General features: G+C 41.0%; 26 protein-coding genes and 2 pseudogenes. 14 read left to right on the top strand and 14 right to left on the bottom strand.

Annotated features, from left to right (window positions below):
* Positions 1 to 121: 121 nt before the first annotated feature.
* The 4 genes from D5281_RS21420 to D5281_RS21435 all read right to left on the bottom strand — a co-directional run bounded on the left by D5281_RS21420 (position 122) and on the right by D5281_RS21435 (position 3,666).
* Entirely contained in the window at positions 122 to 310 is a 189-nt protein-coding gene (locus D5281_RS21420) for a (2Fe-2S)-binding protein (RefSeq protein WP_160562032.1), read from the bottom strand.
* A gap of 133 nt (positions 311 to 443) precedes the next feature.
* Positions 444 to 1,643, bottom strand: coding sequence for a bifunctional phosphopantothenoylcysteine decarboxylase/phosphopantothenate--cysteine ligase CoaBC (coaBC, locus tag D5281_RS21425; protein WP_160562033.1), 1,200 nt, complete (start codon positions 1,641 to 1,643; stop codon positions 444 to 446).
* 229 nt (positions 1,644 to 1,872) lie between these two features.
* Positions 1,873 to 2,649 (bottom strand): type III pantothenate kinase, encoded by a 777-nt coding sequence (locus D5281_RS21430; protein ID WP_160562034.1) that lies wholly within the window; start codon positions 2,647 to 2,649, stop codon positions 1,873 to 1,875.
* A 156-nt stretch (positions 2,650 to 2,805) separates the two neighbouring features.
* Complete coding sequence (locus tag D5281_RS21435) at positions 2,806 to 3,666, bottom strand: ECF transporter S component (protein WP_160562035.1); 861 nt, start codon at positions 3,664 to 3,666, stop codon at positions 2,806 to 2,808.
* Positions 3,667 to 4,053: 387 nt separating this feature from the next.
* On the opposite strand from D5281_RS21435, the gene D5281_RS21440 reads away from it, so the two are divergent.
* From D5281_RS21440 to D5281_RS21475, 8 genes are all read left to right on the top strand, one after another.
* A complete protein-coding gene (locus D5281_RS21440; RefSeq protein ID WP_160562036.1) occupies positions 4,054 to 4,728 on the top strand; it encodes a hypothetical protein in 675 nt (224 codons plus the stop codon).
* Between the two features lie 2 nt (positions 4,729 to 4,730).
* Complete coding sequence (locus tag D5281_RS21445; RefSeq protein ID WP_160562037.1) at positions 4,731 to 5,033, top strand: hypothetical protein; 303 nt, start codon at positions 4,731 to 4,733, stop codon at positions 5,031 to 5,033.
* Positions 5,034 to 5,496: 463 nt separating this feature from the next.
* Positions 5,497 to 6,321, top strand: coding sequence for a hypothetical protein (locus D5281_RS26115; RefSeq protein WP_277935519.1), 825 nt, complete (start codon positions 5,497 to 5,499; stop codon positions 6,319 to 6,321).
* A gap of 55 nt (positions 6,322 to 6,376) precedes the next feature.
* The gene (locus D5281_RS21455) at positions 6,377 to 6,538 is read left to right on the top strand and encodes a hypothetical protein (RefSeq protein WP_160562038.1); all 162 of its coding nucleotides are present in this window, start codon (positions 6,377 to 6,379) and stop codon (positions 6,536 to 6,538) included.
* The gene (locus D5281_RS21460; RefSeq protein ID WP_277935526.1) at positions 6,539 to 6,949 is read left to right on the top strand and encodes a protein kinase domain-containing protein; all 411 of its coding nucleotides are present in this window, start codon (positions 6,539 to 6,541) and stop codon (positions 6,947 to 6,949) included.
* A 100-nt stretch (positions 6,950 to 7,049) separates the two neighbouring features.
* Positions 7,050 to 7,322, top strand: a complete 273-nt coding sequence (locus D5281_RS21465; protein ID WP_160562040.1) for a hypothetical protein — start codon at positions 7,050 to 7,052, stop codon at positions 7,320 to 7,322.
* Positions 7,295 to 7,579, top strand: a complete 285-nt coding sequence (locus D5281_RS21470; protein ID WP_160562041.1) for a hypothetical protein — start codon at positions 7,295 to 7,297, stop codon at positions 7,577 to 7,579. The genes D5281_RS21465 and D5281_RS21470 overlap by 28 nt, the downstream gene beginning before the upstream one ends.
* 62 nt (positions 7,580 to 7,641) lie before the next feature.
* Positions 7,642 to 7,851 (top strand): hypothetical protein, encoded by a 210-nt coding sequence (locus D5281_RS21475; RefSeq protein WP_160562042.1) that lies wholly within the window; start codon positions 7,642 to 7,644, stop codon positions 7,849 to 7,851.
* A 41-nt stretch (positions 7,852 to 7,892) separates the two neighbouring features.
* Here the strand turns inward: D5281_RS21475 and D5281_RS21480 are convergent, their stop codons facing one another.
* From D5281_RS21480 to D5281_RS21515, 10 genes and pseudogenes are all read right to left on the bottom strand, one after another.
* The gene (locus tag D5281_RS21480; RefSeq protein ID WP_160562043.1) at positions 7,893 to 8,174 is read right to left on the bottom strand and encodes a hypothetical protein; all 282 of its coding nucleotides are present in this window, start codon (positions 8,172 to 8,174) and stop codon (positions 7,893 to 7,895) included.
* An 82-nt stretch (positions 8,175 to 8,256) separates the two neighbouring features.
* A pseudogene (locus D5281_RS27025) lies at positions 8,257 to 8,352 on the bottom strand (manganese catalase family protein); the annotation flags it as partial.
* 14 nt (positions 8,353 to 8,366) lie between these two features.
* A complete protein-coding gene (locus D5281_RS21490) occupies positions 8,367 to 8,708 on the bottom strand; it encodes a type II toxin-antitoxin system RelE/ParE family toxin (RefSeq protein ID WP_160562044.1) in 342 nt (113 codons plus the stop codon).
* Positions 8,708 to 8,878 carry a hypothetical protein gene (locus tag D5281_RS26120; RefSeq protein WP_016278752.1) on the bottom strand — a complete coding sequence of 57 codons (171 nt, stop codon included), beginning with the start codon at positions 8,876 to 8,878 and terminating at the stop codon, positions 8,708 to 8,710. Before D5281_RS26120 ends, D5281_RS21490 begins: the two co-directional genes overlap by 1 nt.
* A gap of 108 nt (positions 8,879 to 8,986) precedes the next feature.
* On the bottom strand, positions 8,987 to 10,495 hold the full coding sequence (locus D5281_RS21495; protein ID WP_160562045.1) for a recombinase family protein: 1,509 nt from the start codon (positions 10,493 to 10,495) through the stop codon (positions 8,987 to 8,989).
* 76 nt (positions 10,496 to 10,571) lie between these two features.
* Positions 10,572 to 10,736 (bottom strand): hypothetical protein, encoded by a 165-nt coding sequence (locus D5281_RS26125; RefSeq protein ID WP_277935520.1) that lies wholly within the window; start codon positions 10,734 to 10,736, stop codon positions 10,572 to 10,574.
* A 440-nt stretch (positions 10,737 to 11,176) separates the two neighbouring features.
* Positions 11,177 to 11,581 carry a winged helix-turn-helix domain-containing protein gene (locus D5281_RS21500; protein ID WP_330585218.1) on the bottom strand — a complete coding sequence of 135 codons (405 nt, stop codon included), beginning with the start codon at positions 11,579 to 11,581 and terminating at the stop codon, positions 11,177 to 11,179.
* 57 nt (positions 11,582 to 11,638) lie between these two features.
* On the bottom strand, positions 11,639 to 12,037 hold the full coding sequence (locus D5281_RS21505; RefSeq protein WP_160562046.1) for a helix-turn-helix domain-containing protein: 399 nt from the start codon (positions 12,035 to 12,037) through the stop codon (positions 11,639 to 11,641).
* A 637-nt stretch (positions 12,038 to 12,674) separates the two neighbouring features.
* Positions 12,675 to 12,942, bottom strand: a pseudogene (locus tag D5281_RS21510) (helix-turn-helix domain-containing protein); the annotation flags it as partial.
* 70 nt (positions 12,943 to 13,012) lie between these two features.
* Positions 13,013 to 13,447 carry a manganese catalase family protein gene (locus D5281_RS21515; RefSeq protein ID WP_277935522.1) on the bottom strand — a complete coding sequence of 145 codons (435 nt, stop codon included), beginning with the start codon at positions 13,445 to 13,447 and terminating at the stop codon, positions 13,013 to 13,015.
* A gap of 357 nt (positions 13,448 to 13,804) precedes the next feature.
* Here D5281_RS21515 and D5281_RS21520 point away from each other — a divergent pair, with 357 nt between their 5' ends.
* The 6 genes from D5281_RS21520 (at position 13,805) to D5281_RS21540 (ending at position 18,325) form a co-directional block, all read left to right on the top strand.
* Positions 13,805 to 14,413 (top strand): type IV toxin-antitoxin system AbiEi family antitoxin domain-containing protein, encoded by a 609-nt coding sequence (locus tag D5281_RS21520; protein ID WP_160562048.1) that lies wholly within the window; start codon positions 13,805 to 13,807, stop codon positions 14,411 to 14,413.
* Positions 14,413 to 15,321: a nucleotidyl transferase AbiEii/AbiGii toxin family protein gene (locus tag D5281_RS21525; RefSeq protein WP_330585219.1), complete on the top strand. Its 909-nt coding sequence runs from the start codon at positions 14,413 to 14,415 to the stop codon at positions 15,319 to 15,321. Before D5281_RS21520 ends, D5281_RS21525 begins: the two co-directional genes overlap by 1 nt.
* Before the next feature lie 22 nt (positions 15,322 to 15,343).
* The gene (locus tag D5281_RS26130) at positions 15,344 to 15,721 is read left to right on the top strand and encodes a hypothetical protein (RefSeq protein WP_277935523.1); all 378 of its coding nucleotides are present in this window, start codon (positions 15,344 to 15,346) and stop codon (positions 15,719 to 15,721) included.
* Positions 15,722 to 15,823: 102 nt separating this feature from the next.
* On the top strand, positions 15,824 to 16,093 hold the full coding sequence (locus D5281_RS26135) for a hypothetical protein (RefSeq protein ID WP_277935524.1): 270 nt from the start codon (positions 15,824 to 15,826) through the stop codon (positions 16,091 to 16,093).
* Between the two features lie 113 nt (positions 16,094 to 16,206).
* On the top strand, positions 16,207 to 17,493 hold the full coding sequence (locus D5281_RS21535; protein WP_160562049.1) for an IS110 family RNA-guided transposase: 1,287 nt from the start codon (positions 16,207 to 16,209) through the stop codon (positions 17,491 to 17,493).
* 535 nt (positions 17,494 to 18,028) lie between these two features.
* Entirely contained in the window at positions 18,029 to 18,325 is a 297-nt protein-coding gene (locus D5281_RS21540; RefSeq protein ID WP_277935525.1) for an SMODS domain-containing nucleotidyltransferase, read from the top strand.
* Positions 18,326 to 18,372: the final 47 nt, after the last annotated feature.

Here is an 18,372-nt window from a genome sequence, read left to right on the forward strand (position 1 = left end):
AATAAACAAAATGTTTACTCGCTGTAAAAAGAATCCTAACTGCAATGTTGTCCTTATCTAAATGACATTGGGTAAAAACCTGTTCTTTTTTACAATGTTTACTTGTGCCATATGATATAAACTACTTTTTCTGCTCCGGTGCAAATTCATCTATCAAATGTTTTATATTGTCGATACAGGAGCCGCACACAGTACCAGCGCCTGTGGCTTCCTGAACTTCCTCAAGGGTTTTTGCGCCAGCATCAATGGCTGTCTTGATCATGCCGTTTGTAACATTCATACAATAACAAACTGTTTTTTCCATATCCATATTTCATCAACCATCCTTTCAGTCACAGCATATGCAGGTATGATTTTTTTTATACTTATTTATATATAAGAACTTGATATGAGCTGTTCGTCTCATTGAGCAGACCAGTTTGCAATTAAGCGGTAAGGATAAATCAGCCCTGTGATGAACGTTTCGCCATAATATAGTTTAACAGTTCATCTGCCACATCTTCTTTACTCATGATGGGGAGCTGTATGGTATCCTCCTTTGAAAGCAGAGTCACTACATTTGTATCGGTTCCAAATCCGGCCCCTTCCTGTTTTAAGTTATTTGCCACAATCAAATCCAGGTTCTTTCGCTGCAGTTTGGCACGGGAATTTTCAATCATATTTTCCGTTTCCATTGAAAATCCACATAAAAATTGTTCCTTTTCTTTATGGCTCCCAAGAAAGCCAAGAATGTCTTCGGTACGTTCCAGCTCAATACACATATCTCCGTCTTTTTTCTTTACTTTTTGGTCTGCAATATACTTAGGACGATAGTCCGCTACGGCGGCGGCTTTGATGATAATATCCTGTTCGGGAGCGTATGCCTTTACCGCATCTGCCATATCCTGGGCCGATTCAATAGTGACGGTATGAATGCACATGGGAGGCGCAAGAGAGGTTTTGCCGGTGACCAAAGTTACATGGGCTCCACGCATCATGGCGGCTCTTGCAATGGCATATCCCATTTTTCCGGTAGAATGATTGCTAATATAGCGTACAGGGTCAATTCTTTCACGGGTCGGCCCTGCCGTAACGAGTATTTTTATTTCGGTCATGTCTTTAGGCCGTAATGCCTTGATGATGTATTCCAGGAGTAATTCCGGCTCCGGCATCTTTCCTTCTCCAGTGTCGCCGCAGGCCAGATATCCGGTGGCGGGAGTGATAACTTCCATTCCATAGCGCTCTAGGATCTTCATATTATCCTGTACAATGGGATTTTGGAACATGCGCGTATTCATAGCCGGTGCAATGATTTTAGGGCATTGACAGGCAAGCAGAGTAGTGGTGAGCATATCGTCCGCTATGCCGTGGGCCGCTTTTGCGATTACGTTGGCGGAGGCCGGCGCAACCAAAAATACATCCGTCTGTTTCGCCAAAGACACATGTTCCACACTGTGCTGGAAATTGCGGTCAAAGGTATCAATCAGGCATTTATTTCCTGTAAGTGCTTCAAATGTAATGGGATGAATAAAGTTGGTGGCATTCTGTGTCATGATAACGGTTATATCAGTGCCCTGCTTTTTTAACATGCTGGCTAAAGATGCAATTTTGTAAGCGGCAATACTGCCGGTTACGCCCAGCACAATATGTTTTCCTTTTATCATTTTACTCCTCCATGTTTCCGCGATTTCCCTTTAATGCTGATTTTGGCAGGCGCCAATTGACTTCCGTGAACAATGAACCAAGTGGGCATGTTTGCATGAACATTTGGCGACTGCCACGAGAGTTATATACCCGCTGCCTTGCAGCGTGTGCCATGCAGCGCTGAAAGCTTGAGGCCATTGCTTGCGTGGGGCATTGACTCCTGTGAGCAAAAATGGTCGCTTAAAGTGTTTAAGCCCTAAGTTCCATATTTTTCCTGTAAATGATATTTAAACCTTTTAAAGTAAGTTCATTGTCACAGATTATTTTTTTTCTGCAGCAGGGAACAATATGTCCTGCAAGGCCTCCAGTGGCCACCACCGGTGCCTGATAGCCCAATTCATCCCATATCCGGTCAATCATGCCGTCTATACAGGAAGCCTGTCCCATGATAATCCCGCTTTTCATACAGTCAATCGTGTTTTTACCAATCACTTTTTTAGGAGCCTCCAAGCTGATTCTGGGGAGCTGGGAGGTGCGGTCTACCAAGGATTCCAGCGATACCTTTACGCCAGGCAAAATCATACCGCCAATATAATTTTTCTTATCATCCACCACACTGATAGTGGTAGCGGTGCCCATGTCAATGAGAATAATGGGTGCTCCATAATACTGAAGACCGGCAACCGCATTTACAATCAAATCCGATCCTACCTGCCCGGGATTGTCCATTAATATATTCAGGCCGGTTTTCACACCTGGTCCTACAAGCAAAGGAGAGATGGAAAAAAGCTTTTCCATAGAGTTTTTCACAATATTATTTAAAGGAGGCACCACAGAAGCAATGATACATCCCGTGATTTCTTTCATCTTGACCTTATAGAGTTCCAGAAGGGTTTTGAATTCCACTACATATTCCAGCTCGGTTTTGGCAATGTTGGTGGAAACTCTTTCTACAAAGTAAATCTTTTCCTGAGCTATGCAACCGATTACAATATTTGTATTTCCAATATCTATCGCTAAAATCATACTAAAAACCCGCCTTTCCGCTAAAATTATTTTATCTTTAAATTATTTTTTAATTCTGTTTCTGTTTTCAGTGACAGCTTGGCCGAAGACTGAACTGTCATCAGTTTTTTCTTAATTTTTCATATAAAAATGTCTCGTAAAGCATGCCAGCCATTGTTACAATAAGCTGGTTTGCGAAGCGCGCTTTCGTTTGCTTGTCCGTTCAGTGCTGATAGGTTTAACCTGTAAAAGCGCCATACCAACGCCGACAATCAATATGGCGGCAACCGCAGCTTCTACAATGCCGTTAAAGCTAATGATTCCCATAATTACATTGATGACCGTATCGCCGGCAATACCAAGAGCCTGGGCATAGGCATCCTTATACAAAATATAGATACCGCTCATAACAAACAAGGTATTTGTAAAGGCCCCCGCAATTCCTGCATAGGCAAGCGAAATGCCTGTCACAGTCTTTTTCCGGCTTGTCAAAGTAAGCACAATAAACAAGAAAATGCTAAGAGCAAGGCCGACTACCATACCCGTGATTTGGCCGGCATGACTATTGATTAGGTTGCATATAAATGCTCTCAGGGAAACAAATAAGATAAAAGATACCATCCCGTGAATTACAACAGGCCATATTTTCCGTTCGCTTTTTAACAGCTTTTGAATCAGAATATATGCAAAATAGGGGATGACGCCCACCAGTATTCTCGGCACAAAACAGATATAGAGACTCTTAAATATACCCGATACACCGATAAGGTTTGCAGCTAAAACCGGTGAAAACACAAAAGCCGATGCTGTAATTGCTTTAAAGGTGTTGTTGATGAAGCTGGTAAATCCAAATACGAATCCTAAGAATGCACCTTTTTTTGGACCTAAAAATAGCGCTCCAAGGATAACCGGGATATGGATAATGGTTGCATTGATAACGACTAACGGGATATATCCCAGTGGTGTAAACGCCATTATAACAATAATAGCAGTGAACAGTGCAAGAAGTACAAGTTCATAAGTTTTTTCACTTTTCATGGTTCGCATCCTCCGTTATTATTCTCTTGATTTGAGATACAATACGGAGTAATCATACCACACAAGGTTTCTCATGGCAAGAAAATGTCAGCAATTATAGCATCTGGCAGTAATAATTTGGCCCAAGTCTGAACTACATGTTAAAAACCTGAAACGGTAAATTTTCTTGTTTTTATGAAGAATAAAAAATTTATGAATATCTACTAACAGTAGACCATAAATGGTCAAAACCAGCTTATAATCATTCATATATTTTTGCATTGTAATATAGTATGTCAAGGAGGTGAACCTGGCAAAAATACACAGAACCAATGTAAAATGCGAGAAGGCATAAAAGATAAATCGTTTAAAAAATATTTGTAAGCAAACATACCAGGAGGAATAGAGATGAGATTCATAAAGAAATTTACAGCAGCGGCATTGGCGGTTGCCATAGTATTTGGCGGTTTTGGCATAAGCGGTAATGTGGCACAGGCGCGCGATATAGGTGATGTCAGCAAATACTGCACCATGGAACAGTACAGGCAGTTAGCGGCTGTTGATGCTAAGGCGCAAAAGATTACCCAGTTAATCAATGATAAAACCATAGGCTGTCATGATTCGGGCAGTTCATGGGAAGGCACAGAAAAGACAAGATATTGGCTCACAGAAAGTCAAATTGATGTTTTTTGGAATACGGCAAATATATATTTGTTCCCTGTTTATGATAGTACGCCTTCCATTCTGCATACTTGGGGAGCGGAAGGGCTATTGAAAGATGTGGATAACAATGGTGTTCCTAATTGGACAGTTATCGATGGCGTGACATATCTTACAAGCATTAACTGCGATGAGGTAATGGAGGTTATCAATGAAATGAGTGCGGTGCTTTTTCCTTTTCAGCCGTTCTTACAGGCAGAGTGGGAGCGGAAGAACGGAAAGGAACGGAAGGAAGCAAAGAGTTCCGGTGGCTCTCACACACATAATTATGTAGAAACTATAGTGGAAGAAGCAACGGCAGATACAGACAGAATCGTTGCGCTGGAATGCACACCTGCGGACAGCAGCAGTCACATGTTGTAGTTATGGGAACGGCAGTAAATCAATTTGTGAAAGATACCATAGCAAAGTTAGAGAAAGCGCCTGCAAACGGCAGCATTACTATTGATACAGAAATTTGGACATGCTTTAACAGAGCGGCCATTGAAGCTCTAAAAAACAGACAGGATGTGGAAGTGACTGTAAATTTTATGTATAAGGGTACAAAATATACCTTTACCATTCCGGCAGGATATGGCGAAGAACAATTAGATGAGCTGCCGGATGAAAATGGTTATTGTGGATTTATGTATCTTCTTTCTGTGTTTAATGGACATAGTCTCTCATAAACATATATTTTTCCCCATATCCGTAATAACATAAATATAAAAGCCCTTAAACCATTATTGGAGAGAAGGCTTTTTTTAATTTGTTTTATGATTCAGCTACATACTTTCACAGAAAATCTACAACCAGCGATTGGCAGTTTAGCGGTGGTGCTGAGCGGAAACATTGTGTGAAGATTGGGCATATAACGCATATTTTAAATCATGAATTTATTAAAATACATTGTAAATAGCAGACAGTGATTTTATAATTAAGTCAACAACCTGGCTGCAAGCAACGCTGCAAAGCAGCGAGGTATTGACCCACGCGGCAGGCGTCAAATATCTATGAGATGTTTTGCATTTCTATGAGATGCTTTGTATTTCTATGAGATGCTTCGCATCTCTATAAGCACGTCTACTTGGCTCGTTGCTGGCGGAAATAATTAAATTAGGGGCTTACAACAAAATAACAAAGAGGTTGATTATGAAAAGAAAAACAGGCCTAGTCTTAATCATATGTGTGTTGATACTGTGCATCGTAGGGGTGTCCTTACTTACCAGCAGAGGGAAAAAACCATATAAGAATTTATCTGCATCTCAAATCCTATCGGCAACAGTACGGCTGACACCGCCAGATAAAACGATTCAAATTGCTGAGATAAAAGAATTGGCTGCATATTTGGAAGATGTAGTTATCTATAAGAAAGACAACTCTTACACGGAGTATGCCGGTCAAGGTGTTACTTTTACGCTCACAATGTCCAATGGCACACAGACACAAATTATGGCATATAATCCGTTCTTAGTGATTGATGGCATTGGATATAAGACCAAATATGAGCCTTGCGAGGCACTCAACAATTATGCAAATAGATTGCTGAACGATGAAAATGCCAATATCATTTTGGAAGAACCGCCCACATTAGCCGTTATAAGCGATAACACCTCTATGGGCGCTTTATTAGGTTCTTATTCCTGGCAGAAGATAAATGCTGACGGCACAATCACAGCCTTCAATGCTGAAAGTGCGCATCCCTTGGATTGTGAGGATTTACTTCTCAAATTTGAAACTACCGAACAAGCTGCCGCTTTAAATTTCACGGAAAGACCTGACAGAATAAGCGCACAGTGTTGGAGCGATGAATGCTGGGGGACTTCTGGCGCAGACAGCGAGAAAGTGGATATTGACGGAAACCAAATCATGTTGAAACCAAATGGGTATATCTATGAGATTAAAGCGGAATGGGATACTGATAATGGGTATGGTGGTATAGCATCTTATTCTTTTTATGCCGATTATAGTAAGTAAAATACCAGGCAGCCGGTAAGAATGGGGATTGGTGTGTTCGGAAGGATAAATGAGTATGGAGTACGAAGTAATAAAGGAATTGAAGAAAAGTAATAAAAGCATGGTAAATTTGGTGCGTGAAAAGGGGACGGAGCAGTACTATATCCAAAAGATCTTGAAAGGGCGGCAGGAGGTTTACAAGGTACTGCTAAATGGTCCGCATCCCTTTTTGCCATAACTGTATGAGGTCACTGTGTCTGAATCCGACACCACAGTGATTGAAGAATATATTGAGGGGAAATTGCCACACCCTGCAAAGTTATCTCGAAAACAGTTTAAAAAAATCGTTACCGAGCTGTGCATTGTTTTATCATTTATACATGAAAAGGGGATTATCCATCGGGATATTAAACCGTCTAATATTCTTCTTGCTCAGGATGCGCATATCCGTTTGAGCGATTTTGATGCGGCGCGGTTATATAAAAATGAACAGGAACAGGATACAAGACTGCTGGGAACAAGAGGGTATACCCCTCCGGAACAGTATGGTTTTAACCAAACGGATGAACGGACTGATATTTATTCCCTGGGTGTGACGCTGAATCAGCTTTTGGCGGAAAAAATACAAGATATAGCGACAAAAGAATAATCCGAAAATGCACCAGGTTGGATCCGGATAAAAGATACCAGTCGATTCGACAGGTGAGAAGGGCTTTTTTCAAGGAAGACGAAACGCTCTGTGGGGCGTGATGACGGTGTTTTTGGTCATCCTTTTATGGAAAATTGTCTGGTATCCATCGATACAGCCTGAGGAAGTTTCCGCCGAAGGTTCGACATTGCAGGATCTTCCTGCACCTGAAAATCCCAGGTGGGACGGCGAGACGGGAATAGGCCTATGGGGCAATGTACCGGAATCGGGTATTGACAGCGAAAACTCCGTTCGTATAAGCTGTGTCGGAGAGATACGGCCGAACCACCTGACCTTGAGGATGATGTGTGGGAAAAGGAAGATGATGATTTAAGAGGAAATATGTGGAACGATGTGGACGGTGTTCCCACCTTTGACTGGAACTTTACATCGGAATTTTGGGAAAACGGATTTTATTATTTCGCAGTGGCTGCCGTAGGAGACGGTATCCGCTATACCGACAGTCCCTATGTGATTTCGGATGCTTTTGCGTACACGGGCGCAGATGCGCCTGCCTTGCCGGTGCCTACGGCCTTTGCTGGAAAATGCGCGAACGGGAACAAGGATGGGCATTTTTGCAACCTGGGATAATATGGTGGATTATGCGGATTTAGATAGTTTTAATGTTACTTTTTATGATAAAAATAACGATTATGTTACGAATAATATTTGGACAAAAGAATATATGGTGGAGAAAGGATACGAGGGGGGTTCGAATCAGACCGGAGTTTATGACGGAAAAAGGCGGCGCATATCGTTTCACCGTGGAGGTGCAGACTTCCTGTCCAAATGAGTATAAGTCCAGCCCTATGCCTGAGGAATATTTCAGTCCGTGGTACTATTATAGAAATGAAAACAGCTAAAGGATGAAAGATCATAAGCTTGGTGCAAAGGATGAGAGGCCTCATTCTTTTGCAGGATTTAAAATGGCATGTCCATGCTCATACAACAATTCATTGACTTCAAAAATAGATTTATTTCGCTGTAGGGCAAAAAGAATCAGTGCATCGCGCTCATCCCTTGCATACAATTCTTTGTTGCCCAACAGCTTTAACATTTTCCGGGCTTCTTCATCAGAAAGGTCAAGACCAAAGGCGAGGGCCAGCAATTTGTCTCTTGAGGGTATTTTTTCACCGGAAAATATCTTGTATACGTATGCCCGTCCAAGCAATGAACGGCGTATCACATCTGACTTTTTGATTCTAAGCGAGCGAAAGCACGAAAGTACTTTCGCCCGTTTGAATGCAATTTTATATAAGAAAGTATTTTTAACATTTACATTTATCAAATTCAGGATTAAATGCGTAGAAATTCTTAGAATCAAGTTTATCTTGAACAATACGCAGAGCTTCACCGAAACGGGAGGATTGAAGTAAATCTATCTGTTGATTTTCTGCATTTTCTTTATAATCGACTGCCAATACATGCGGTCTTTCAATACCCGGATTACCGTAATCGTAGAAACCTCCACAACAAAGAAGATTAAATATGTACTGTAAGGCTTGAAATAAATGCTCAATCCCTCAATTACATATCCCGTAGCTTCATAGCCTTTGGGAAAGGAATCCAGCTCTTTGATAGCCTTCTTTATCTTCTTTGAAAAGTTTTCCGCATATTCACGATATTTGAATGTGTCGAGAATATACTTTTTAGTTGATTTTATATCCCAAAGCGCGTCCTTGGATATTACGATTTTATATTTCTTTGGTTTGTCCGGCATTATATTTTGTCAATTTCCTCCCATGCTTCATCAATCGTATAAACATCGCCTTTTTTCAGACTTTCTATTCCCTTGGAGAGTTCATCATATAATGCGCCTATGGCTGCTTTTTCGGAATATTCGGTTTTTAGGATTTCTTGATTTCTAACTGCCTGTGCCGCAGGTGCCATAGTATCACTTCCCTTCACTGTTTTCTTTATTATACGGTATTTAGTATTGGTGTATCAACAGATTTTTATTAAATTTTCCTCAAAACTGTGTGGCATAGACTTTCATGGTTAAATGTTCCAAGTAATCTCAATGTTTCCGTCTGCAATGCGAATAACTTTGATAAGCGTATCGACTACCGCCTGTCTGTCCTCGAAAGAGAGCGTTTCCCATGTTTTTACATGATTGGTTATCTGCTTCAATCTGCCCTCCGTGTCTGTGACATTTGCCGTAACGATTTCTTCCTGCAAGGCTTTTCGTTCTGCGTCCAGTTCTGATACTTTTTCGTCTATGTACTTCATCAGAACGCTGCCTGCCCCGGACACTCTGGAGAGAAGTTTTTCGATTTCTTCCTCAATTTGTGTCAGACGGATTTTTTTCGTCATGTGCTTTTGTTCTTCTCCTGTGTCAGATAAGCAGGAGAGTTTTTGAAATTCTGACAGTCTTTCCTTGATTGCACCAAGCATATATTCCTCTAAAACGTCTGCATAAACCGTACAGCCTACCCCGGTACAGTTGCTTCCACGGCTTCCCGACTGGCTACAAACAAAGTAACGTCTCCACTTTGTTTTCGCCTTACGGATTGTCAGCGCATAACCGCATTTGCCGCATTTTACCTTGCCGATGAGCCATGAATTTTTCGGTTTGCAGGTCTTTGTTGACTGTCGGTTGTTCAGACACCGTATGCGGCAGGCTAACCATGTCTTAGAGGGGATAAAACCCTTATGCGGCGCAAGCACAATCTCTTTGTCGGATAAATCACTCTGCTTTCTTGAAGTGGAAACCGTACCTTTGTAGAGATAGCAGGCATTGTAACCCGTAAAATCACTTGCCGGATTATAGATATTTGCGCCTTGATTTTGGAAAAACTGGTACACGTCAATATCGGCTTGCACATACACGGGATTGCGGAGCATTTCACTGATACGGGCGGTATTCCAGTTTGCGCCACGCAGATTTTTAATCTGGTGTTCGTTCAAGTACCGCACAATATCCCCAAGTGAATTGTCCGTGTCCGCATACATGGAGTAAATCAGCTTTAGCTGTTCGCTTTCCTCCGGGACTTCTTCGTACATGGAAGTGCGGGTATTGTCAATGACCGTGTTTATCAGACGGTAGCCGTAGGGGATACGCCCACCCATGTAAAAGCCGTGCTTGCACCGTGCATAATAAGCATCTGTTACCCGCTTTTGTATGGTTTCCCGTTCCAGTTGGGCGAACACGATACAGATATTTAACATAGCCCTGCCGATCGGTGTGGACGTGTCAAATTTTTCCGTGGAAGAAACAAACTCCACATGATATTTTTGAAAAATCTCCATCATGTTTGCAAAATCCAAAATGGAACGGCTGATACGGTCGAGTTTGTAGACAATAACCCGTTTGATTTTTCCTGCGCGAATATCGTTCATCATTTTTTCAAAGCCGGGACGGTTGGTGTCCTTGCCCGAAAAGCCTTTGTCTGTATATTCAATGCAGGCTTCCCCGTGGGTTTCGTATCTGCAATACTCAAGCTGGCTTTCTACGGATATGCTGTCCTTTTTTTCGATTGACTGTCTTGCATATAATGCGTCGTACATTCTATCTACCTCCTAAAACGTAAGACGCATATCCACAAAACGATCATATCGTTTCCGTGATTGTTTTGCAAGGGACTTACGCATATTTCTTAAAAATCTGATAGAGCCTTGCCCCGATTTCCTGCCGGGCTTCCTGTTCTGATTTTTTCTGAAAGGCGGGGTAGATGTTGGTAACGGTCAGCCTCATTTTATCTTTGCGTATTGGGGTATCGGGTGTAGGAGAGTTATTTGTTTTTGACATAAACTTTCTCCTTTGACGGTTTCCCTAAATTTTATGAGAAGCGGCAAGTACACTATACGGGAATAGCGTAAACTCCCCCTCTACTACTTACTACGCACGGGAGGTAAAAAATGGCAAAGTTTTTTTGAAATTTTATAAAAAGTTTAGAATAGCAGAATAGCAAGCATAGGGATTGAGTACTCAATCCCGAAAAATTCTCTATCTTTATGAGAAGTGACGTATAGAATTTTTATTTGTTGGGAAGTTTCCCAAACCCTTATAGAAAAACGAAAATGGAAAACAAATACAGACATAGAACAGGAGCAAAAAACGTTTTAAGGGCATTTTCGGGGCGTTTTGTGGCATGGGTAAGGAAATGCCCGGAAAAGGGCTTCTAAGCGTCTACAAGGGCAGAAAAAACGCCGGGGAATGACAATGTATCTATCATCATTTCCCGGCGTTTATCCGCTGAATTTATAGCCGACACCTAACACGGTTCTTATATAGGTCGGGTTTTTGCAGTCCGGCTCTATCTTTCTCCGTAGGTTGTAAATCACGTTGACAACGCTTGAATGGCAGCTATCGCTGTCCATGTTCCAAACGGCTTCAAAAATCTGTGTTTGTGTAAGGGCAATGCCGGGATTGGAAGCAAGGAATACAAGGGTGCTATATTCAAGGCGGGTAAGGTTCACTTCCTCCCCGTCATGAATTACCCTGTGTTGGCTCTGTCTTATTTCCAGTCCCGGAAAAGACATTCCCGAAGCAGGAACGGGGATAGTCTGCATGGATTCAAGCGATATGCAGTCAGCTATTGCTGCTATAATCTTGTCAATCGCTTTTTCTTCCTGTTCGTTAAGAGTCAGCACTAATATTTTCCCATATCATTACCTGCCTATTAACTGTAAATCTTTTCTTATGAATAACTAAAATTTCATGTTATCCATATCGGCATTAAATTCTTTTGTTGCTTCCAAAATGATTTTTCCGTCCGCTTTCGTTATCTTATGTTCTTTGAGAATAGGAAATTTTTCTCCCTTGAATTTCAGAACCAGTTCCTCCGCTTCGCTCTTGGAAACAAGCTCAAAAGTTTCTACTGTTTTTAGTAACTTTGCCATATTGTTTTCTCCTTTCATTCCTAAGAGGAAATCAGTTGAAACATGAAAGAATGTTGCGATTAAGGGAAGCATTGACAAATCGGGATAATTGACGTTATTTTCCCAACGTGAAACAGTCTGTACGGAAATGTCAAGTACATTAGCAAAGGTTTCTTGGGTTATACCTTTGTCAATCCTTAATTTTTTTATTGTAGTTCCAATATCCATGTTCAACCACTCCTTACTTTGAATACAAGAGAAATTATAATAAACTATACCATAACATAAACCGACAACAGACTTAACACTTGTGTTAATATTTGAAAACGTGTGAGGTCTATTTTATGACATTAAGAGGAAAATAGCAAGGGCATAAAAAAGATACCGAGGAATGGCACTGTATAAGCTGCCATTCCCCGGCGTTTCATTACTCCATATCTTCAGCAGACAGGAACACAAGCCCGGCAAATTCTTCTTTATGCCTTTCCCAGACTATCAACGCCAGACAGCCAAATCAAGGACATAAACGCCGCTAAAGCGGTAAATCCTTGATTTGGCTGTCTGCCGTTGATAAAGGGTAATTAAGGCATAAATGAATATCTATGTTGTATCAACCTCTTTTCACTTCCATTCCCCCTCATGCGATAGGGATAATCCAATTGAAAATCAAAAGAACGGATAGGAAAGGAATAGATAATTTATTATTCTGTAATTTATTCTTTAGTATTTTATATATCTATATTTTATTGCGTTGGTTTTCCTTGCGTTGGAAAATCCAATGTTGGATTATCCGATGTAGGATTTTCCGTGATTGGATTATTGCCATAATTGTTATTCAGCTTTGGGGAAGAACAGACTATATATTCCATTTCCCGAAGCAATCCCTTTTCATCGCGTATTCTATTGCGGGTAATATATCCTGCCTGCTCCAGTTCGTGTATAATCGTTGTAATAGCGTCTAAACCCTCTTTGTTGATATAAGCTAACCCTTGCAGGGTAAAATTCCATTCCGGGGGCAATGAGAGCATTTGACAGAGCAATCCTTTTGCCCGTAGGGATAACTGGCGGTTGCGTAAGTGGGTGTTTGGCATAATCGTATAATCTTTGACTTTTTCTACTCTGAATACTGGCATTATAGGCTTGTCCTTTCTTTTTGTGCAAAAGCCGAAGTCCACAGCTTTGAGGGGCGTGTGGATATGCGTCTTAGTGATTTTTGTGTTTCGATTTACTGCAATCTTCCCGGTTTGCTTCACCAAATCGTTGAAAATGCACGATTTCACGGGCGCGTAAGAAGCGGATAGGGTCGCATACGTCACTGTCATGCACCAAACGTAAAATATTGTCATAGGTTGTGCGCGCTTTTTGCTCTGCTGCCATATCCTCAAACAAATCCGTAATTGCATCTCCTTTAGACTGGAATTCACAGCTATTAAAAGGAATGCCGCCGGCAGCCATAGGCCAAATCCCTATGGTATGGTCAACGTAATAATTTGCAAATCCGGATTCCTCAATTTCTTCCATAGATAAATTTTTGGTGAGCTGGTGGACAATGGTGGAAACCATTTCAAGGTGGGCCAGTTCTTCCGTACCCAGAGAAGCAGCGGTAATGTTCCGCTTACTGTATTTTAGGGCGGGCATGATACGGTGGGATTCCAGATACATAGCTTTTCGATGTTTGAGAGGATAAAGAAATATGATGAAAATGAAGATGCGGGGAACATCGGGAAGCCTTATTCTATCGAGGTTTGCGACACTCCGAGATGGATAAATCTCTATGCGGCAGCTAATGATGATGTCTATTTATGATACGGAATGTAAGGAACTCAGTTAGTCTATATATTCTTGGACAAGCTGAGTTTTTATATCAAATCACACCATTGAATGATTCATTTATGGTGTTTTACTATCATTGACTTTTCATACAAAAGGGGATATACTATAGCAAATCACACAATTGTTAAGATATTTTTGTGTGGATTAATAGAGGTGTAATCAATGATTGATGAAAAAGTGATAGATATTGCCAGAAGAATTTTTTTTGACCATGATTGTATCATGACGACCGCTGAACTTAATTCTTATAAACTATATTATGCTGATATTCAGAAATTATTAAATGAAGGACTGATTGAAAAGGTAAAATGGGGATATTACCATTGGGTGGATTCTATTGATGGACAGGAGGTTAAGATAATCAATCGGCTTTTTCCAGATGCAGTCCTTTGTATGGAAACAGCTCTTTTTTATTATCATTATAGCGACCGTAATCCTGCCGAATGGAATATTACGGTTGATAAAAATGTTTCAAGGAATCGTACAAAGATAGATTATCCGTTTGTAAAGGCTTATAGAGTTGAGCCTTATTTAGTACCACTGGGGGAAATAAAAGGAAGTATTGATTTTGTGGATGTCCGCATTTATGACCGTGACCGTACGATTTGTGATGTCTTGCGGAATATGAGCAAGATGGATAAAGAAATTTTTAATAAGGCAGTTCAAGGTTATGTGAGGGACACGCAGAAGAATATCCCAAACCTTATGAAATATGCAAAGGAACTCAGGGTACAGAAGAAAGTAAAAGAATTGATTGGAGTGTGGTTGTAGTGGCTGATATTGCGGCATCTGTTTTGGCAAGGCTAAGGAATAAGGCAAAGGCGGCTGGCATTAGTTATCAGCAATGCTTACAGCTTTTTATGCAGGAGGAATTTTTGCGGAAACTTTCAAAATCAGGGTATGAGGATGCTCTTATTCTCAAAGGCGGTTTGTTTATTTATACGCTTACAAACTTTGAAAGTCGGGCGACCGTTGATGTGGATTTCCTATTGCGCAGTGTTTCTAACTCGTTAGAAGAAGTACAAGCTCTTATTGTAAAAATTCTTGCCATACCTACGGGCAATGATTATATTGAGATGACAGCCAAAGGCTTTGAGAAAATTTCCCCACAAAGGAAATATCACGGCATTAGTACGCAGATTATCGGAAAAATCAAAAATGTCCGTGTGCCGTTCAATGTAGATATAGGAGTCGGGGATGTGATTGTGCCATGTGCCGAGGAACGGACGATTCATACGCAGCTTCCTGATTTTGAATCTCCTGTTATTATGACGTATTCTCTTGAAAGTACGATTGCTGAAAAATTTGACGCTATTTTACAGCGGTTTGAACTGACAGGCAGAATGAAGGACTTTTACGATATTTACTATCTGGCAAAGACTTTTGATTTTGATGGAGTGAAATTGCAGACAGCAATATCCAGAACATTGGAGCGGCGAGGGACACCCTACGAAAAGGACAGTTTCAAGCGTATTCTCACACTTGCTGAGGATGTGGATATGCAGAAGCGGTGGAAATTCTTCTTGAAGACTATAAAAGATGATACACTTGAGTTTTCGGAGGTCATAAATGAAATACAGACTTTCCTTGAGCCTGTATTTGATGCGATTGTGAACGAAGATGAGTGGCAAAATTCTTGGGATATATCATCTAACATCTGGGTTAAAATTAGTGTATAAAAAAGAAAGGTTGGTGAAACTGATGGGCGGTAAGGAAGCTTCACGAGGTTTTTTATATCAAGGTTTTGCTTCAGTATTAGAAGCATTAACCGATAAAGACAATTGGGATAAGATTTATATTGAATTTCCAACATCTAATGACAAAGTTGATATAGCATTAGGAAAAGCTGATAAAATCACAAAAAGCATACAAGTAAAATCAACAATAAATACATTTTCTAAATCTGATGTTAAATTATGGCTTTGTGATCTTATAGCAGATATAGATACCTTCGAATATGAACTATGTTTAATTGGGCAATGTGAAAAGGCAGCAATTACTTTTATAAATTCAATTGGAAAATTTTATAGCAACACGCTTGATAAAATGGCAATAGCATCACTTAACGGATTTGCTTAAAGATAAAAGAATTGATTTTGTTATCTTACCTTTTGAAATAGAGGTATTAGAAAAAATTGTACGAGATTCGTTGCATAAGTATATCTCGTATAGCAATCAAAGATGACTTTTGACCAAATTAGCTTTATTGCTTCGGCTACTGTAAATGACCAAATGATTTCTTCAACACACGGTAATGGCATTGATAGAAAAGTGTTTGATGAAGAATTGGAAAAACGTATTTTTCTTGTTGCTGATAAATATTCTCCTAAAAGAATATCTATTGGTGTTACAAGCTTTCCACGTGGAGCAGTACATCTAGAAGATGAAACAATGTGCTTATCCCTGTTAGATAAGTTTGATGGTCGTAATATAAAAGAGCTTCCTGTATAATCCACGTATAGGGAATTCCAAGAAAGAAGGTTGAGAAAAAAATACCTCAGAGTAAAATAAGATTACTGACTTGCAGGTTAGTGAAAATCTTATTGAACAGAGAGGTATCTAAAATGAATTGTAACACACAAAACGCAAAAATTGCATCCATAACTGAAAAAACTTTGATTGTTGGAATCGATGTAGGAAGTGAAACCCACTATGCCAGGGCATTCGACTGGCGCAATTACGAATATACCAGAAAACCACTGGAATTCAGTAACACAGAGGCAGGGTTCCAGACATTCAAAGCATGGATGGAGGATATAGCGGCGAACCACGGTAAAACTGTTGTGATACCGGGCATGGAGCCGACAGGACATTACTGGTTTGCCTTGGGGAAATTCCTGCAGGACAGCGGGATGAGGCCTGTGCATGTGAATCCCCATCACGTAAAAAAATCAAAAGAACTGGATGACAACAATCCCAACAAAAATGACCGCAAAGATCCAAAGACGATCGCTGCACTTGTCAATGAGAGGAGGTTCTCTTACCCATACATACCGACCGGTATTTATGCAGAGATCAGGAGCTTATCGAACCTGCGCTTCCAGACGCAGGAGGAGCTTACAAGGCTCAAGAACCGTATCGCCAGATGGTTTGCCATCTACTTCCCTGAATATAAAGACGTTTATGGGGATTATAAGGCAGTCAGCGGGAGGATGGTGCTAAAGGAGGCGCCGCTGCCGGAGGATATTCATAAACTTGGTGCAGAAGGTGTGAACCGGATATGGAGAGACGCAAAGCTGAGAGGCGCCGGAATGAAGAGGGCAAAGACCCTGGTATCGGCAGCGGAGCACAGCATAGGAAGTAAGGAAGCACCGGGAGCGGCAAGGATGGAACTGAATAACCTGCTGAACGACATGGATGTATATACCTCAAGGCTAGCGGAACTTCTCCTGAAAATAGAGGAAAAGCTGAAAGAAATCCCATATATAGATAAACTGATGGGGGTTAAGGGGATCGGCCTGGTAACAGTCAGCGGATTCATTGCGGAGGTGGGAGACATTGGACGTTTTGACAACCCAAAGCAGTTACAGAAGCTGGCGGGATATGCGATTGTGGCGAATGACTCCGGGAAGCATAACGGCGAGAGCCGGATTAGTTACAGGGGAAGGAAACGCCTGAGGTATGTGCTGTATGAAGCAGCGATATCATTGATTGGGAAGAATGCAGAGTTCAGGGCAATACATGAGTATTACCGGACACGAAAAGAAAACCCATTAAAGAAGATGCAGTCTGTAGTAGCGGTAGCGTGTAAGGTTCTGAGGATATTCTACACGATACTGACAAAAGGTGTAGATTATGATGCCGGAAAACTGATGGGTGACATCAGGAGACCACAGATGCAGGCAGCGTAATAAACGAACTTAAACCACAGGCAGACAAAGCCCTGTCATAGTTGGGTTGAACTTTCAAAAATTCGATTGAGAGTTGAATCCAGCTGTGACAGGAAAGCTGGAAAGTATGGGGAACGATCCGGGAAAACGTCCACCGAAAGGTGCCGGTGAGGGAAGCATATGAGACAGGTCAGTAAGACTTATAACAAAGAATGAGCCGGTAGTCGGCAGGAATATTATCCATAGGGCATGACCCTGTAAAGGAGCTAAGCTGACACCCTGGTTATGGACAGGCGGGACGAAGGAAGTTAGGACCCCGAAGAGATGAGGGTGATCCTGGTAGACACGGGAGGTTCGCTGCCGTAGAAGGAGGGGCATACACAAGGCCATGTAGAGCGGAAACGGAAGACGTTCTGCTTCATATACCCCAACACCTCTATTTTCGTACCAGATACAAAGAAATGTCCATCATCCTGGCTCATTCATCTGAGATATGTAACTAGAAAATCCTTGAAAAATAAGGAAAAAAGACTTGACTAAATAGGGAGGATTATTTATGTCTACTGTACCATCATATTTTAAGGATTTTTTGTCCAATATTCGTCTAACCGATAATCAAGTGAATGATTTGAAGACAGGACACACGACATTAAGAAAAAGATTAGAGGGAGACGAAAAATTATCAAAAATTATTGTTAGCACTTTCTTGCAGGGAAGCTACCATCGTTCTACGGCTGTGAAACCTAAAAATGGAAACAAATCAGATGTTGACGTTATTGTTGTAACAAAATTAGACTCTGAAGAATATACGCCAGAAGAAGCATTAAATGAGTCTGTGAAAAAAAGTCTGTAAATATTTCATAAGAATAAGGTCTTCTATGATAAAATCTAAATCATAGG

Source organism: Parablautia muri, from assembly GCF_009917485.1.
Taxonomy (GTDB): domain Bacteria; phylum Bacillota; class Clostridia; order Lachnospirales; family Lachnospiraceae; genus Suilimivivens; species Suilimivivens muri.

What these genes read in the sequence shown, in the direction of transcription:
- D5281_RS21420 (WP_160562032.1), bottom strand. Translation starts at nt 310, where the DNA reads ATGGATATGGAAAAAACAGTTTGTTATTGTATGAATGTTACAAACGGC.
- coaBC (WP_160562033.1), bottom strand. Translation starts at nt 1,643, where the DNA reads ATGATAAAAGGAAAACATATTGTGCTGGGCGTAACCGGCAGTATTGCC.
- D5281_RS21430 (WP_160562034.1), bottom strand. Translation starts at nt 2,649, where the DNA reads ATGATTTTAGCGATAGATATTGGAAATACAAATATTGTAATCGGTTGC.
- D5281_RS21435 (WP_160562035.1), bottom strand. Translation starts at nt 3,666, where the DNA reads ATGAAAAGTGAAAAAACTTATGAACTTGTACTTCTTGCACTGTTCACT.
- D5281_RS21440 (WP_160562036.1), top strand. Translation starts at nt 4,054, where the DNA reads ATGAGATTCATAAAGAAATTTACAGCAGCGGCATTGGCGGTTGCCATA.
- D5281_RS21445 (WP_160562037.1), top strand. Translation starts at nt 4,731, where the DNA reads ATGGGAACGGCAGTAAATCAATTTGTGAAAGATACCATAGCAAAGTTA.
- D5281_RS26115 (WP_277935519.1), top strand. Translation starts at nt 5,497, where the DNA reads ATGAAAAGAAAAACAGGCCTAGTCTTAATCATATGTGTGTTGATACTG.
- D5281_RS21455 (WP_160562038.1), top strand. Translation starts at nt 6,377, where the DNA reads ATGGAGTACGAAGTAATAAAGGAATTGAAGAAAAGTAATAAAAGCATG.
- D5281_RS21465 (WP_160562040.1), top strand. Translation starts at nt 7,050, where the DNA reads ATGACGGTGTTTTTGGTCATCCTTTTATGGAAAATTGTCTGGTATCCA.
- D5281_RS21475 (WP_160562042.1), top strand. Translation starts at nt 7,642, where the DNA reads ATGTTACGAATAATATTTGGACAAAAGAATATATGGTGGAGAAAGGAT.
- D5281_RS21490 (WP_160562044.1), bottom strand. Translation starts at nt 8,708, where the DNA reads ATGCCGGACAAACCAAAGAAATATAAAATCGTAATATCCAAGGACGCG.
- D5281_RS26120 (WP_016278752.1), bottom strand. Translation starts at nt 8,878, where the DNA reads ATGGCACCTGCGGCACAGGCAGTTAGAAATCAAGAAATCCTAAAAACC.
- D5281_RS21495 (WP_160562045.1), bottom strand. Translation starts at nt 10,495, where the DNA reads ATGTACGACGCATTATATGCAAGACAGTCAATCGAAAAAAAGGACAGC.
- D5281_RS26125 (WP_277935520.1), bottom strand. Translation starts at nt 10,736, where the DNA reads ATGTCAAAAACAAATAACTCTCCTACACCCGATACCCCAATACGCAAA.
- D5281_RS21505 (WP_160562046.1), bottom strand. Translation starts at nt 12,037, where the DNA reads ATGGATATTGGAACTACAATAAAAAAATTAAGGATTGACAAAGGTATA.
- D5281_RS21515 (WP_277935522.1), bottom strand. Translation starts at nt 13,447, where the DNA reads ATGCCCGCCCTAAAATACAGTAAGCGGAACATTACCGCTGCTTCTCTG.
- D5281_RS21520 (WP_160562048.1), top strand. Translation starts at nt 13,805, where the DNA reads ATGATTGATGAAAAAGTGATAGATATTGCCAGAAGAATTTTTTTTGAC.
- D5281_RS26130 (WP_277935523.1), top strand. Translation starts at nt 15,344, where the DNA reads ATGGGCGGTAAGGAAGCTTCACGAGGTTTTTTATATCAAGGTTTTGCT.
- D5281_RS26135 (WP_277935524.1), top strand. Translation starts at nt 15,824, where the DNA reads ATGACTTTTGACCAAATTAGCTTTATTGCTTCGGCTACTGTAAATGAC.
- D5281_RS21535 (WP_160562049.1), top strand. Translation starts at nt 16,207, where the DNA reads ATGAATTGTAACACACAAAACGCAAAAATTGCATCCATAACTGAAAAA.
- D5281_RS21540 (WP_277935525.1), top strand. Translation starts at nt 18,029, where the DNA reads ATGTCTACTGTACCATCATATTTTAAGGATTTTTTGTCCAATATTCGT.